Origin of the sequence: Sulfolobus sp. A20 (genome assembly GCF_001719125.1) — an archaeon.
Classification (GTDB): Archaea; Thermoproteota; Thermoprotei_A; order Sulfolobales; family Sulfolobaceae; genus Saccharolobus.
The window spans coordinates 578,776-594,047 of the sequence record NZ_CP017006.1 but is presented as its reverse complement, the minus strand read 5'-3'; the positions used below and the strand labels follow the sequence as shown (position 1 = coordinate 594,047).

Here is a 15,272-nt window from a genome sequence, read left to right as displayed (position 1 = left end):
CTTATTCTTCCTCTTCTTCTATATCTTCTAAATCTTCTTCTTTTTCTTTCGGTTGTTCGCTAGTCATCTGCGTCGCGTCAGAAATAACCTCCTTTTTCATATCATCATTAATATAATACGATATTACATACACTTTCTTATCTTGGAAGTCACTCTCCTTCCATTCGTTTTCATAGCTTATTATATAGACGGGTATTTTAGCAATTGCCTCTCTCTTATCCTTACCAACCAAGAAGTTTTTCAATACTTCGTATACATCTGGCTTTAACGGAAGGGGAACTCTTACCTCTTGTGAATCATGCATTATGATAAAATCTGAGGTTAATTCATTCCATTCATCCAATGCACTTTTGGCTACTTCACGGATAACTTTACCGATCTCTCCTTCCATTATTTTTTCAGAAGTAACTTTACCATTCTCACTTTTGACGACTAGAATTTTCATTTATGTTCACCGATTACGTAAAGGTAAACTGTATGATTCATATTCCCGTCTTCAACCTTTATTACCTCTTTTGGAACCCAACCTCTTATCTCAAATTCATGTGAGACTATTCTAGTCCCAGGCTTTAGCTCACTCTCGAGCTTAGGTTTAAGCATTTCATTCACATTAGTTAGTAAAAACATAGTGACGACAGTAGCCTCAGATAAGTTAGCCTCAAAGAAGTTCCCTTTTACCGCATTAGCCCTTCCTACTACTCCGCTTTTTTCTATATTTGAATAGGTATCCCTTAGTCTCTCATCATTGATCTCTATGCATATCGCTTTCTTTACATTAAAGTCCTTCACGGCTGTTATTATAATCCTTCCATCTCCACAACCTAAGTCATACACTACATCGTCTTGATTAGCCTTTGCTATTTCTAACATTCTTTTAACGACTTTCTCTGGAGTTGGAACATAAGGTACATGAGGAACATAACTCATGTTGACCACTCTATAAATTAATGTTACTTATCCGATATTTTTAATTTTTTTAATGGCCTCTTCTTTCCCTTTTTCTTTATCAGGCTTTAAGGAAGAGTCTAATGGAATTCTTGTCAATATGGGGAATATCTTGCCATCATTAGACATAGCGAAGAGTTGAGGCAGAAATGGCATATCGAATTCATCCTTTTCGCCATAATCTGCTAGAAATCCATAGTCCTCCACTTTAACCTCCTTTTCTATATTTAATTCTTTAGAAAGTTCTTCTAGTATTTCGACAAAAACCTTATGTAGTGGATGTGAATCTGAGGTTACCAGAATCAATTTTTTAGCTGTCATCCCCCTATTACTACCTAATAGAGTTTAAAATAGTATGTGATAAAGATGCTGAATCAAATTAGGAAGCAAACAAAAAGAGTGTTAACACCTATTGCTAGGGCTTTTCTCAGAATTAATCTCAGTCCTAATCTTATAACAGTTTTAGGATTAATATTTTCATTTATCTATTTTTTTACTATGATGAAACTTAATGTAGGAATTGCAATAATATTTTTAATCATCTCATCGCTGATGGATGCGATTGATGGAGAAGTAGCTAGACTATCTAATAAGGTTTCAAAATTCGGGAGCTTTTTAGATTCAACTCTAGATAGGATTGAAGACATACTTTATATAACTGGATTTATCTTCATAGGTTTTCCATCATATTTAATAGCTTTTGGTGTAGGGCTATCTTTAGTTATATCGTATATTAGAGCTAAGGCTGAATCCTTAGGATTAAAGATGGAAGGAAGAGGGATTATAGAGAGAGGGGAGAGAATAATTTTTGTATTATTAATTCTACTGATTTACTTGATATTAGGAGAAATAGCGTCATTATACATGTTCTACCTATTCTTAGTTCTTACTTTAGTTACCGTTATCCAAAGGTTCTATGTAGTTTATAGTGCATTAAACTGACCTCCTCTCCGTCTAAAGGGCTAGGATTCTGCTGAGATCTTGGGCGTTACTCCCCTTTATAGGAGTTACTCCGTTAGATGTTACTAGGAATAAGAGGGGCTTTATCATGATCTATAATAAAGTTGTAAGGGATTTCTTACATTACATTCGCTTACGCACAAGTTGAGCTCCTTCATTCTATAGCATGAATAAATAATGTATTTTGTTTTCTTATTACCTAAGTACCTTTTATATAAATCATTTATCGATGTGATACTCCACTTCTTTAAAACCGCATTAATGCTTCCTAAGCTCTTTCCGATATCAATATAGAAAGTTACAAGGATTCTTACTTCCTCCTCACTTATCTTATCTTTATTAAGAATAGCTTCAATACAAGGTGGAATTCTTCCCTCCTTATTTATTAAGTCCCTTAATTTCTCTGGTATTTCCTTCAAGTTTAACGGTCTTATTAATTGCAAAATTTTTCTCCTAATAGTCTCGGCAATTAGTTGTATCAGCTGTTCCCTATTGAGATAAACATTCCCTCTATAAAGAATTTGCTTACTTAACTTCCACTGATCATTAGTTCCCTTTATAAGCTTTAAAAATTCAATGAAATTTATACAATACTCTCTCTCCTCCGTAATTTTCCTCTCGCTTATACGTAGTTTTATGGGATTACACCTATTTACCTTAATATTAAGATTACTAGAGAGCTCTAATAATGCACTTTCATCTTCTTTAGTAAGTAATTTCTTGAACTGCTGACTCTCTAAATAGGCGTATTTAGCGTTTAATCGCGAGCTATTAATTACGGCTAGTATAATTAGCGTTGTATAAAAAACCAACACGGGTTCAGTATATTTAGTATAATGTTCTAATTGCTCATTAGCCTTTACACTCTCTATTCTCTTCTTAGCAAGGTCTATTAAGCTAGTATTAGATACCAATAAATCGATTAAGTTTACTCCTCCGCCATATTTCTTAAGTTCGTCATTAATATTCTTTACAAAGGGGTATTTTTTTACGTCTATTACCATTTGTTAGTCTCTCCTTTCTCATGAATATTTAATTTAGTTATATTTAATAAAGGCTCACTGTAACACAAAATATAATGAAAGTCTTAGTCACCTCAGCCTGGCCCTACGTCAATTCAGTCCCGCATTTAGGTAATCTGATTGGCTCCATACTCTCAGCTGATGTATTTGCAAGATACGCTAGGTTAAAGTATGGAAAAGAGAACGTAGTTTTCGTTAGCGGTAGTGATGAGCATGGTACTCCAATAGAAGTTGAAGCGATAAAGAGAAAAGTAAGTCCTAAAGAGCTCACAGATCAAGCACATGAGTATGATAAGCATTTATTTCTAAATGTGTGGAAGATAAGCTTTGACAATTATAGTAGAACAGAAAATGAAGTTCACAAAAAATTTGTTTCAGATTTTCTTCTAAAACTTAATAAATATATCAAAGTTAATGAAGACGAAATTCCTTATTGTGAAAACGATAAGATTTACTTACCAGATAGGTTTATCAAGGGTACTTGCCCTTACTGTGGTTTCGAGGATGCGAGAGGAGATCAATGTGATAATTGTGGAAGATTGCTCACACCTAACTCACTAATTAATCCTAAATGTGCTATTTGTGGGAGGCCTCCAATTTTTAAAAAGACAAAACATTGGTTTTTTGATCTATCAGCTTTTAACGATAAGATAAAGGAATGGATAACTAACTCAAGGGAGATGCCTGATAATGTGAAATCAGTAGCGTTAAGTTGGGTTAGTGAGGGTCTTAAGCCTAGAAGCATAACTAGGGATAACAAATGGGGTATTCCAGCACCTTTTCTAGATGCGGAAGATAAGACAATATACGTTTGGTTTGAAGCACTTCTAGGGTATATCTCAGCTACTATTGAATACTTTGAGAAAAAGGGGAGTCCAGATAAGTGGAAGGAATTCTGGTTTGGGAATGAGGTTAAAAGCTATTACTTCATAGGGAAGGACAATATTCCATTTCACGCCGTTATATTACCAGCAATGCTAATGGCTAGTGGAGAAGGGTATAATCTACCAAATGTTATTGCTGCTACAGAGTATTTGCTCTATGAGGGTCAAAAGTTTAGTAAAAGTAGGAAAATTGGAGTATGGATTGATGAAGCACCTAATCTAATGGATGTAGAGTACTGGAGATTTGTCCTTATCAGACTGAGACCGGAGGAGAAAGATACTAACTTTACTTGGAGGGAAACTGTGAGGATAGTTAATACTGAACTTAATGATGATATAGGAAATTACATTAATAGGGTCCTTACAATGATCTCCAGATATTTCAACTCTACTGTTCCTGACTTTTATTTAGATATTTTAGATGAAAATGATAAAAAAATAATAAATTTAATTAATACAGTACCTCAAAACATGGCTAGCTTATTTGAAAAAGGCAAATTAAAGGCTGGAACTGAGGATCTACTGACATTAGTTAGGGAGTGTAACGCTTATCTTAACATAAAAGCCCCATGGGATTTATATAAAGTTGGAAAAACAAGAGAGTTGGCAAATACGCTATATATTTCTATTAATTCAGTGAGAACTATAGGAATATTACTCTATCCATTAATGCCTTCATATTCTCAAAAAATATATGACATGCTAAATTTAGGTAATGTAGAGGAAGAGAAGTGGGATAATGCTTCTCAACTACTCCTAAAGCCTGGACATAGAATAGGACAATCTCAACCATTATTCAAAAAACTAGCCCCTAATTTTGAGTCTGAGATCATCAAAAGGCTAGAAGAGGTAAGAAAAGGGATAGAAAAAAATAGGCCTACCTTACTCAAGTGACACATAAGCTAAAACTGGCTCAAATTTTCTTCCTCTGCCTTCATAGAACTTACTAAACATTTCGTAGAAGTGTAACCTCATATCTTGTATGAACACTACTAGCCCTTCTAGACCTATAGCTAGTAAATTACCTATTATCAATATTATTATAGATATTGGATTTATCAGTACATGGATTGTACTGATTGATGGGGCTACGAGATAAGCCATATAAGAGAATGCATAAAGTATATAATAGTGAGACAAAGCGAATACTAAAACTCTTATGAAAGATATTGTATTAGAAAGCAACAATAATGCTCCCTCAAATCCCCCTTCTATGAAACCCATTGCAATTGCTGAAGCAAACCCTCCGCCCTCATGCTTTTTAACTAAAATTGAGTGTGAAGCCCAGTTATAAAGTAAAGCAAATGAAGTCCACCATACTATCCCATATCCTACAACGTTTTGACTAAATGGTTTCATCAGTACAGCATTTAAAATCTGACCCAAAACCTGTTCATCTAAGGCGAAGAAATTCTTTGGATCACTTATACCATACATGAATATAAATATTGGAACCACATATATTAGGAACATTGGTAATTTTTCAAATAAGATGAATTCTGGGTCCTTCTTCCTAATCGCATTCACTAAGCCTAATAGGGAGCTTACAAACAAAGCTAATGCTCCTAATAATACAGAGAATATCATAGTATTTTCTATACTAATACTAGTGCTGTACTCACCAAATGGTAATAGGAAACTTATGGCTTCAGATACTGAAGCTGGAATTGGCCATAAACTATATAGAGGACCTACTGTATAAGAATCGCTACCTATTACTTCTCTTAATCCTCCAACTGGTAACGGTCCGAAGAAGTCTCTAGCAAGTAATCCTGTAACCATGGCAATAATCGATGAGTATATTAAGATTATAGATAATTTAGGTATATTCTGGCTTCCGGTCTTCTTACCATATCTGTAAAACCATATGGAAAATATTAATAAAACTAACGCATTACCGAAATCTGGAAACATTAGACCAAAAAGTATGGGGAAGGTAAAAACTAAAAACGCAATAGGTGAGATCTCCCAGTAAGAGGGAGTTCCATATATTTCAACTAAAGATTCCAAAACTCTAATTGATTTTGGGAGTTCCACAAGAGTAGGCGGTTCCTCTTTTTCCTCATATCTTTTAGGTCTTATGTAGTCAATAAAGCCTAAATTACCTAAATCTGACTTTATTGTATTTACATATTTTTCTGGAACATAGCCCTCTATCTGCAAATAATAATCTGAAACTCTAGCTTTATTCATAATACTTAAAGCATCTCTTACTGTAAGTAATTTACCATATACGTTTTTAATATAATTTTCTTCACTCTTAACCTTTTTTGCTAGCTCGTCTCTAGTCCTCTCTAGTATAATGTTTATCTGGTTTACCTTTTCTTGCAAATCATTATACAGTTGGTATGGTGATTTTCCCTCTTGTAACTCAAATCTTCTTACACCTATTTCTTTAAGGATTTTGTCAAGTTCAACTTCCTTTTTTGTTATTATTATGACACTAAAACTTTTTTCGCCAGACTTGACTGCATATACGAAACCCTTATCCCTTAATGATTCATTTAGTAAATTTAACTTATCCTCACTAACTATAGCTAAGATTACATTAAATAGTTCTGACGAGTATAATGTGTTAAGTTCAACTGTTATGGTCTTAAAAGGCTCTAAATCTTTCAATTGTTGCAAGTATAAATCCCTTTCAGCTCTGAGTCTGCCTATCTCCTCTAGAAGCTCTTTATATCTCTCTTCCAGTTTCAGAGCTTCACTATTTGTTTGGTCTGAGGCAATTATCCAATCCTCTACTTTCATTTTTCCTAATGGCTCTATTATTAAACCTCCAAGTTCCATTATTATTTTTACTTTTGATATATGATCTTGAACAGGAGTTATTAATTTCCTCGCTTCGTCAATTCTTCCATTTCCTATTGGGTAAAGGGGATCTTCAGGCTGGAATACCCCATATTTTAGAAGTTTAGTAACTATAGGATTAAGATTAGATTTATCTGTAATTATCTGTAACCTCACCATGTTTTCTGGCAAAAGCACTCTTTTTCCCTCGCAATAAGTAAAATAGCGAAATCTCTTATAAGTATTTAATCTTTGTCGTTTAGAAATAACATGCAATGGGTAAGATGGTAGTAGTCGGGGATAAGTACACTGTTTCTCTTTTTAGAATGTTAGGGGCTGAAGGAGAGCTAGTTGAAGACCCCTACAAGTTACCAGAAATTATTTCGAAATTAAGGAAAAGGGAAGACTTAGAACTTATGTTAATAACAAAGGACATTTATGAACCAATTAAGGAAAAGATAGATCCCTTAATTAGTGAGCAAAGGAAACCTTTAATAACAATAATACCATCACCATTTAGCGAGTCTAAACCTATAGACGTAAGAAAGATGATCATGAGGGCACTAGGTTTCGGGTGAAATGAAATGGAATTTGAGGATCTGTTAAATCTTTCAATAAATAAGATTAAAGAAGAGATAGATAACGAATTGAAAAAGAGCTTAGAAGAGTCTATAAAATTATTGGAAGACGGTTATCAGAATACAATAAGAGAGTTCTCTCAAAGGCTTCAAGATTACGTTAGTAAAACTAAGGAAGAAATCGAGGGAGAAAAGGCTAGATTAGAAGTTGAGAATAAGAGAGCAATATTGGCAGAGAAGGAGTATTGGATAAACAAAGTATATGAGAGAATTTTAGATAAAATATCTGATATTACAAAATCAAAGGAATATAGTGATTCCATTAAAAGTATATTGAGTAGGGAACTAAAGGAAGGAGAGCCCATAGTCATATATTGTTCATCATCTGATGAAAAGTTGATTAGGTCTCTAGTTAAAAATAAGAACGTGACCATAAAGACTGATAATAAAATGCTAGGAGGTATAAAGATATATTACGAGAAAAGCGGATTAAGTAAAGATTTCTCATTAAAGCTTATCTTAGATCAAGTTTTTGATAGTATGAGAGGAAAAATAGCAGACATATTGTTTGGAGGTGCATAAAATGGAAAAAACTGGTAGAATAATTAGAGTAAATGGACCATTAGTAGTAGCAGACAATATGAGAAACTCTCAAATGTACGAAGTAGTTGAAGTTGGCGAATTAAGACTAGTGGGAGAAATAACGAGAATAGAAGGTGACAGAGCTTATATTCAAGTTTACGAGGATACAAGCGGTATTAAGCCAAATGAACCAGTTTACAGAACTGGAGCTCCTCTTTCAGTAGAGTTAGGTCCCGGTTTAATAGGTAGAATATTCGACGGTATACAAAGACCATTGGATCAGATAAAGGATGTAGCTAATTCTCCGTTCGTGGCTAGAGGTATAAAGGTACCATCTCTAAATAGAAGTAATAAATGGCATTTCATACCTAAATTGAAGAAAGGAGATAAGGTAGAAAGCGGAGATATCATTGGCATCGTAAATGAGACTCCTTTAGTAGAACACAGAATACTCATACCTCCTAACGTTCATGGAACATTAAAGGAGATAGTACCAGAGGGAGACTATACAGTTGAAGACAATATAGGAGTAGTTGATATGAATGGAGATGAAATTCCAATTAAGTTAATGCAAAAGTGGCCAGTTAGAATTCCTAGGCCATTCAAGGAGAAATTGGAACCAACTGAGCCATTATTAACTGGAACTAGAGTATTAGACACTATATTTCCTATTGCTAAAGGAGGCACAGCTGCGATACCGGGACCATTCGGAAGTGGAAAGACTGTAACTCTGCAGAGTTTAGCTAAGTGGAGCGCCGCAAAAATTGTCATATACGTTGGATGTGGCGAGAGAGGGAATGAGATGACTGATGAGCTAAGGCAATTCCCTAAATTAAAGGATCCATGGACTGGAAGACCATTACTAGAAAGGACAATACTAGTTGCTAATACAAGTAACATGCCAGTCGCGGCTAGGGAAGCCAGCATTTATGTAGGAGTCACAATGGCTGAATACTTCAGAGATCAAGGTTATGATACACTATTAGTAGCTGACTCGACGTCAAGATGGGCTGAGGCATTAAGGGACTTAGGAGGAAGAATGGAAGAAATGCCTGCAGAGGAAGGTTATCCCAGCTATTTACCATCTAGATTAGCAGAGTATTACGAGAGAGCTGGTAGGGTTAAGACTATTGGAAGACCAGAAAGATATGGTTCAGTTACTATTGCTTCAGCTGTCTCCCCGCCTGGAGGAGACTTTACAGAGCCAGTGACTAGCCATACACTCAGATTTGTGAAAGTATTCTGGCCATTAGATGTCTCTCTAGCTCAAGCAAGACATTATCCGGCAATTAACTGGCTATTAGGATTCTCTGCTTATGTTGATTTAGTAGCTAATTGGTGGAATAACAACATTGATCCTAGATGGAAGGATATCAGAAGTATGATGGTTAGAACACTTATCAGAGAAGATGAGTTAAGACAAATAGTTAGGCTAGTGGGACCAGAATCTTTAGCTGAGAAAGATAAATTGGTTTTAGAGACTGCGAGGTTGATAAAGGAGGCATTCTTAAAGCAAAATGCATACGATGATATTGATGCTTTCTCGTCTCCTCAAAAGCAAGCTAGAATCATGAGGTTAATTGATTTATTCAATAGTAGAGCGTCTAAGTTAGTAGAAAAAGGCACACCCGTAAAGAAAATCATGGACAATTTAGGCAATTTATTACCAGAAATAATTAGGTCAAAGGCATCAATAAGAAACGACGAATTAAACAAATATGACGAGCTAGAGAAAAAGTTAATATCAGCATTTGATAGTTTAGAGAAGGAGGTAAGTTCGTAATGATGAGTGTAAGAGAATTCTCAAACATTTCTATGATTAAAGGGCCATTGATGTATGTCCAAGGAGTAACAGACGCTGCCTATAACGAGCTAGTTGAGATCGAGATGCCAAATGGGGAGAGGAGAAGAGGCTTAGTAGTAGACTCTCAGATGGGAATAGCAGTTGTCCAAGTCTTTGAGGGAACTACTAGTATTTCTCCAACTGGAACCACAGTAAGAATGCTAGGTAGAGGTTTAGAAGTAAAGATCTCAGAGGAAATGCTAGGCCGTATATTTAACCCACTAGGAGAACCTTTAGACAATGGTCCACCTATAATTAAGGGCGAAAAAAGGGATATAAACGGATCACCTTTAAACCCCTCAGCTAGAGAATATCCAGAGGAATTTATACAAACCGGTATATCAGCAATAGATGGATTAAACGCTTTATTGAGAGGACAAAAATTACCAATATTCAGCGGAAGCGGTCTGCCAGCAAACTTACTAGCTGCTCAAATAGCGAAGCAAGCTACAGTGAGAGGAGAAGAGAGTAATTTCGCAGTAGTTTTTGCTGCTATAGGAGCTAGATATGATGACGCTTTATTCTTCCGTAAGTTCTTTGAAGAAACTGGAGCTATCAATAGAGTTGGAATGGTAGTTAGTTTAGCCAATGAGCCACCAGTGATGAAGACACTAACACCAAAGACTGCTTTAACTCTAGCTGAGTATCTGGCATTTGAACAAGACCTTCACGTATTAGCAATACTTATTGACATGACTAACTATTGTGAAGCACTAAGAGAAATAAGTGCTTCAAAGGAAGAGGTACCGGGGAGAGGTGGTTACCCGGGATATATGTATACTGACCTTGCTACCATCTATGAGAGAGCTGGAAAGGTGATTGGCAAAAAAGGATCTATAACACAAATGCCAATTTTAACTATGCCCAACGACGATATGACTCACCCTATACCTGACTTAACTGGTTATATAACTGAGGGACAGATAGTACTTGATAGATCATTATATAATAAAGGCATATATCCGCCAATTAACGTTTTAATGAGTTTATCCAGATTAGCAAAGGACGGTATAGGTGAGGGAAAAACTAGGGATGACCATAAAGATGTGTCAAATCAATTATTTGCATCTTATGCTAGAGCTGTCGATGTGAGAGGATTGGCTGCCATAATAGGAGAGGACTCTCTTTCAGAAGTGGATAAAAAGTATCTCTTATTTGGAGAGCTCTTTGAGAGGAAGTTCGTAAATCAAGGATTTAATGAGAATAGATCGATTGAGACGACATTAGATATTGGTTGGGAGATTCTATCAGTACTGCCGGAAAGTGAGTTAACGAATATAAAGACTCAGTATATACAGAAGTATCATCCTAACTATAGGGGTAAGAAATGAGTCAAAAAGTATTGCCAACTAAAATTAACCTAATCCAGTTTAGGAGACAGTTGTCATTAATTAAGGTTATAAAGAGGCTACTGGAAAATAAAAGAGAAGTTCTTTTATTATATTTAAGAACTTATGCTTCTCAATACGAGAAGATTTATAACGAAGTAAATCAAGTTATGGCAGAGGTTTATGATAGTTATCTTAGAGCAGTTACTGCTGAGGGTATATCCAACGTTGAGGAGATAGCATTGTCACAAAAACCTAGTTTAGAGGTTATAGGTTCAACAAGAGTGATCTTCGGTGTCAGAATACCAATAATTAGGTTAAATAAGGATAGTATTCCACCAAAACCCTTTAGTGATGTTGAGACTTCCCCATACTTATCTAAATCGTATGAACAAATGACTGAAGCAATGAATAAAATAATAGAGCTGGTTGAGTTAGAGTCAACTATAAGATCTTTAGTTCTTGAATTAAGGAAAACTCAAAGGCTAATAAACTCTATTGATAACTATATTTTACCATTCTATACTAGGTCAGTAAAATTCATTAAACAAATTTTAGAAGATAGACAAAGAGAAGAAGTTTCAAGACTTAAGGCAATAAGGAAAGTTCTACAGAGGAGGAGGGAAAGTGGAGCTGGATAGATATTTAAATAACTTAAAGAGCTCACTAGAAGAGAAGAGAAGTGAACTTTTGAAGAGTTTGAACTCTGAATATGAAAAGTTGTTAAAGAATAGGCTTAATGAGTTAGAGGAAATCAAAAGAAAGGTTTTAAAGGAACTGTCATAATAGAAGAGGGGGGAATTAAAAGATGGTTAGGAAGTCAATACTCGCCCTAAGTCTTCTTTTACCAATATTAGTAAGTGGTATATTAGCTGCTGCACAAGCTCCATCAGACACAGCTCAAGGTTTTGAAGGTATAAACATAGGTGCTGGTTTAGCAGTAGGTTTAGCGGCAATAGGTGCTGGTGTAGCAGTAGGTATGGCTGCAGCTGCTGGAGTTGGTGTGTTAACTGAAAGAAGAGAGATGTTCGGTACAGTACTAATATTCGTAGCTATAGGAGAAGGAATAGCGGTATATGGAATTCTGTTCGCAGTACTAATGTTATTCGGTAAATTCTAAAAGTTAAAGTTTTTTACTTGGTCTGTTTTTCCCTTCTTGTGCAACTACCCAGAGAAAAATGGTCAAAAAACTTCAGTGAATGGTTTGACTGGGTTTTAAGAGAAGGAGAATTTTATGATTACGGAAGATATCCAGTTAAAGGTATGGGAGTATGGATGCCTTATGGATTCAGAGTAAGACAAAATGCTGTAACCTTAATCAGAAGACTACTTGACTCGACCGGTCATGAGGAAGTTTTATTTCCACTATTAATTCCTGAAGACCTACTGAGAAGAGAAAGTACTCACATAAGAGGATTTGAAAACGAGGTATTATGGGTAACTAAAGGTGGTTCTGAGGATTTAGACGTTAAATTAGCCCTAAGACCTACCAGTGAAGTTGCAATCACTTTAATGGAAAACTTATGGATTAAAAGTTACAAGCAATTACCTAAAAAATACTATCAGATAGTTAGTGTATTCAGATATGAAACTAAGGCGACTAGACCCCTAATAAGGTTAAGAGAAATTTCGACCTTTAAGGAAGCCCATACTGTTCACGAGACGTACGAGGACGCTCAAAGACAAGTTGAAGAAGCGATTAGTATTTATAAACAATTCTTTGACGAACTTGGAATACCTTATTTGATATCTGAAAGACCGGAATGGGATAGATTTGCTGGTGCCCTACATACTTACGCGTTTGATACTATAATGCCAGACGGGAGAGTAATGCAAATAGGTACTGTCCATCACCTAGGTCAAAATTTCAGTAAAGCATTGGACTTTAAGATTCAGAAAAGAGACGGAAGTCTTGACTATCCACACCAAACTAGCTATGGTATATCAGATAGGGCTATAGCTAGCGTAATTTCGATACACGGAGATGACCATGGACCCATATTGCCTCCGACAATTGCGCCGATAAAAGTTGTTGTAATTCCTATCCCAGGTAAAACCGACGAAGATACTAAGCGTATATTAGACTATTCTAGTGAAATTTGTAATGTTTTAAATCAGAACAACATAACGTGCGTTGTAGACGAAGATATGGAGAAAACACCCGGGGAAAAGTTCTACATTTGGGAACTTAAAGGAGTTCCTTTGAGAATTGAGATAGGACCGAGAGAATTAGACTCTAAAACCGTATCGATCAAGAGAAGAGACACTTTAGAGCTCTATAAGGTTAAGAGAGAGGAGATAAGCGCAAAAGTCAATGAGCTTTTAATTATACTTCAACAAAGTATAAAGCAGAAGGCATGGGATCTCTTAAATTCACGAATAAAATATAGTAATGATATAGATACTGCTAGAAAGATTCTCGAGAACGAATTAGGTGTTGTGGAAGTACCTTGGTGCGGTAAATCTGAATGCGGGCTAAAGATAGAGGAACTAACCAATGCTAGAGTCTTAGGCTATCCAATAGAGGATAAAAAGATTAATGATAAGTGCGTGATATGTAAAATGAACTCAAAAACTGTTCTGAGGGTTGCAAAAACTTATTAGAGATAACTTGCTTAGAGTAAATAGGGTGCTAATTTGCCTAAAAAAAGAGAGAATAGGGGAAGAAGAAAAGGAGATAAAGGACACGTAGGCTACGTATCTTGTGACCAATGTGGTGCAAGAGTACCTGAAGATAAGGCTGTATGTGTAACCAAAATGTATAGTCCAGTAGACCCAAGTTTAGCTTCAGAGTTAGAAAAGAAAGGAGCTATAATAGCTAGGTATCCGGTGACTAAGTGTTATTGTATTAACTGTGCAGTGTTCTTAGGAATAGTTAGAATTAGAGCCGAAGATGAAAGAAAGCAAAGAGCTAAACTATTCTAATGCATCATGATTGGCAATTTTTTGTAGATAAAAATTTATCCATACACTAACAAATACATTTTAATGTTAATTAAAACTTTATCCAATTCTATTTATTAGATTAATAGCAAATTAAGTTAAGAAACGACATAGTTGAAGTGTGTGGACAACAATTTCATCCATCACCACAAAACTTTATTCCAACTTATGCCAATAGATTTCGAGTAAAAGGAGAAATAATATCTATATGCTGGAAGAGAACCTTATATTTCTAGAAAACATCACATTAGAAGAAAACTTGAACTTTATCAGATCCCTAAGAAACTTTAATAATGATACTTTACTGGAGTAACTCAAAAATTTTAACCTTCCAATGGGTAAAAAGCCCTACCAACTTAGCTCAGGTTAGAGGAGAATATTTAAGCGAGCATTAGCTTTCTATTCAGAAGCAAAGTTACTTTTACTTGATGAACCAACGTCGAACTTAGACATAGAAAACTCTGTAATAGTTAAAAATTTAATAAAAAATATTCTGGAACAGTTATTTTTGCTTCCCACGACCTTTTACTAAGAGAAACAAGCGATAGAATATTGTATTTGAGAGCGGGAAGAATAGAGAAAATTGAAAATAGAAATTAGCATTTTTAATTGAGAGTTAGATTGGACTTGATTCTTCCCAATGTGCTATTCCCCTGTTTGCTTTCTCTCTAATACTTTCTGTACTTGATAAGCACCAACGCTGATCAATACACTACCAGCTATACCAACAGCAGTTAATGCAATGGTTAGTTCACTAAATCCAAACAGAAAACTAACAGCAGGTATTACTGCGGCTAATATAAGTGGTGCGCCAATTTCAATCAGCAGATTACTATATTCACTACCTACTCTGGAAATCTCTATCCCAATCAGTAAAAGGCTTACAAACAGAAGAAGACCTCCTATGATAAAAATGAATGTAAAGGTGGTGTTAGTCAAAACGAAGTTATTAAAATAATTGGGAAAGGATGAAATACCTAACCCTATGACTGAAAAGTATGCTAAATTACCAGCCAGCAGGATTATTAGCTGAAATAGAGACTCCCTTACTGATCTCTTTTCAAACGATTGCATTGAAGACCTAAAGCTCAAGCCGAAAAGTCCAGCTAATATTATTTCTATTGCGATTAAGTAGGAGGCGAAGAGACTTCTCAGAAGACCATAGGTTCCATCAGATAATAACTTCCCTATAGCCATCATTAGTATTACGTAGATTATATAATAGGCAGAACTTCTCCTAATTTCTCTTAACCCTTTTATTTCGGGGCTATCCATTATTACTAAAATTTGTGTGTGAATATTTATTTATTTCTCTTATTAATTCGACTAATATCAGATTAAAATTCTACTACTCCCGGCTTTTTATTTATCATGATGGCGTAAAGTGTTAGAATATA

The 15,272-nt window shown here is 35.3% G+C and carries 17 protein-coding genes; 11 read left to right on the top strand and 6 right to left on the bottom strand.

The features are described 5' to 3' along the window. Position 1: 1 nt before the first annotated feature. From BFU36_RS03240 to BFU36_RS03230, 3 genes are read right to left on the bottom strand one after another with little or no spacing between them, the layout of a single operon-like run. On the bottom strand, positions 2 to 445 hold the full coding sequence (locus BFU36_RS03240; RefSeq protein WP_069282247.1) for a DUF2286 domain-containing protein: 444 nt from the start codon (positions 443 to 445) through the stop codon (positions 2 to 4). Next, entirely contained in the window at positions 442 to 927 is a 486-nt protein-coding gene (locus tag BFU36_RS03235) for a protein-lysine N-methyltransferase (protein WP_069282246.1), read from the bottom strand. The genes BFU36_RS03240 and BFU36_RS03235 overlap by 4 nt, the downstream gene beginning before the upstream one ends. Positions 928 to 954: 27 nt before the next feature. After that, positions 955 to 1,266: a hypothetical protein gene (locus BFU36_RS03230; RefSeq protein ID WP_069282245.1), complete on the bottom strand. Its 312-nt coding sequence runs from the start codon at positions 1,264 to 1,266 to the stop codon at positions 955 to 957. A gap of 36 nt (positions 1,267 to 1,302) precedes the next feature. On the opposite strand from BFU36_RS03230, the gene pgsA reads away from it, so the two are divergent. After that, entirely contained in the window at positions 1,303 to 1,887 is a 585-nt protein-coding gene (gene pgsA, locus BFU36_RS03225) for an archaetidylinositol phosphate synthase (RefSeq protein WP_069282244.1), read from the top strand. Between the two features lie 104 nt (positions 1,888 to 1,991). Here pgsA and priL read toward each other — a convergent pair whose 3' ends face one another. Next, the gene (gene priL / locus BFU36_RS03220) at positions 1,992 to 2,909 is read right to left on the bottom strand and encodes a DNA primase regulatory subunit PriL (protein ID WP_069282243.1); all 918 of its coding nucleotides are present in this window, start codon (positions 2,907 to 2,909) and stop codon (positions 1,992 to 1,994) included. 74 nt (positions 2,910 to 2,983) lie between these two features. Here priL and metG point away from each other — a divergent pair, with 74 nt between their 5' ends. After that, positions 2,984 to 4,705: a methionine--tRNA ligase gene (metG, locus tag BFU36_RS03215; protein WP_069282242.1), complete on the top strand. Its 1,722-nt coding sequence runs from the start codon at positions 2,984 to 2,986 to the stop codon at positions 4,703 to 4,705. On the opposite strand, the gene BFU36_RS03210 is transcribed toward metG, so the two are convergent. Continuing rightward, positions 4,694 to 6,799: a V-type ATP synthase subunit I gene (locus BFU36_RS03210; RefSeq protein WP_083216342.1), complete on the bottom strand. Its 2,106-nt coding sequence runs from the start codon at positions 6,797 to 6,799 to the stop codon at positions 4,694 to 4,696. The genes metG and BFU36_RS03210 overlap by 12 nt on opposite strands. Positions 6,800 to 6,876: 77 nt before the next feature. Between BFU36_RS03210 and BFU36_RS03205 the strand changes: the two genes are divergently transcribed. From BFU36_RS03205 to BFU36_RS03165, 9 genes are read left to right on the top strand one after another with little or no spacing between them, the layout of a single operon-like run. Further along, positions 6,877 to 7,179, top strand: a complete 303-nt coding sequence (locus tag BFU36_RS03205) for a V-type ATP synthase subunit F (protein ID WP_069282240.1) — start codon at positions 6,877 to 6,879, stop codon at positions 7,177 to 7,179. Positions 7,180 to 7,185: 6 nt separating this feature from the next. Next, positions 7,186 to 7,761, top strand: coding sequence for a V-type ATP synthase subunit E (locus BFU36_RS03200; RefSeq protein ID WP_069282239.1), 576 nt, complete (start codon positions 7,186 to 7,188; stop codon positions 7,759 to 7,761). A 1-nt stretch (position 7,762) separates the two neighbouring features. Next, on the top strand, positions 7,763 to 9,544 hold the full coding sequence (locus BFU36_RS03195) for an ATP synthase subunit A (protein WP_069282238.1): 1,782 nt from the start codon (positions 7,763 to 7,765) through the stop codon (positions 9,542 to 9,544). Beyond that, positions 9,544 to 10,935, top strand: a complete 1,392-nt coding sequence (locus BFU36_RS03190) for a V-type ATP synthase subunit B (protein WP_069282237.1) — start codon at positions 9,544 to 9,546, stop codon at positions 10,933 to 10,935. Before BFU36_RS03195 ends, BFU36_RS03190 begins: the two co-directional genes overlap by 1 nt. Beyond that, the gene (locus BFU36_RS03185; RefSeq protein WP_069282236.1) at positions 10,932 to 11,573 is read left to right on the top strand and encodes a V-type ATP synthase subunit D; all 642 of its coding nucleotides are present in this window, start codon (positions 10,932 to 10,934) and stop codon (positions 11,571 to 11,573) included. Before BFU36_RS03190 ends, BFU36_RS03185 begins: the two co-directional genes overlap by 4 nt. Then, positions 11,560 to 11,718, top strand: coding sequence for an ATPase (locus BFU36_RS03180; RefSeq protein WP_069282235.1), 159 nt, complete (start codon positions 11,560 to 11,562; stop codon positions 11,716 to 11,718). Before BFU36_RS03185 ends, BFU36_RS03180 begins: the two co-directional genes overlap by 14 nt. Before the next feature lie 22 nt (positions 11,719 to 11,740). Next, positions 11,741 to 12,052, top strand: a complete 312-nt coding sequence (locus BFU36_RS03175; protein ID WP_069282234.1) for a V-type ATP synthase subunit K — start codon at positions 11,741 to 11,743, stop codon at positions 12,050 to 12,052. A gap of 38 nt (positions 12,053 to 12,090) precedes the next feature. After that, positions 12,091 to 13,536: a proline--tRNA ligase gene (gene proS, locus BFU36_RS03170; protein WP_069282233.1), complete on the top strand. Its 1,446-nt coding sequence runs from the start codon at positions 12,091 to 12,093 to the stop codon at positions 13,534 to 13,536. Between the two features lie 33 nt (positions 13,537 to 13,569). Then, entirely contained in the window at positions 13,570 to 13,857 is a 288-nt protein-coding gene (locus BFU36_RS03165; RefSeq protein WP_069282232.1) for a 30S ribosomal protein S26e, read from the top strand. Positions 13,858 to 14,520: 663 nt separating this feature from the next. Here the strand turns inward: BFU36_RS03165 and BFU36_RS03160 are convergent. Further along, positions 14,521 to 15,150: a DUF973 family protein gene (locus BFU36_RS03160; protein ID WP_069282231.1), complete on the bottom strand. Its 630-nt coding sequence runs from the start codon at positions 15,148 to 15,150 to the stop codon at positions 14,521 to 14,523. Positions 15,151 to 15,272 lie beyond the last annotated feature (122 nt).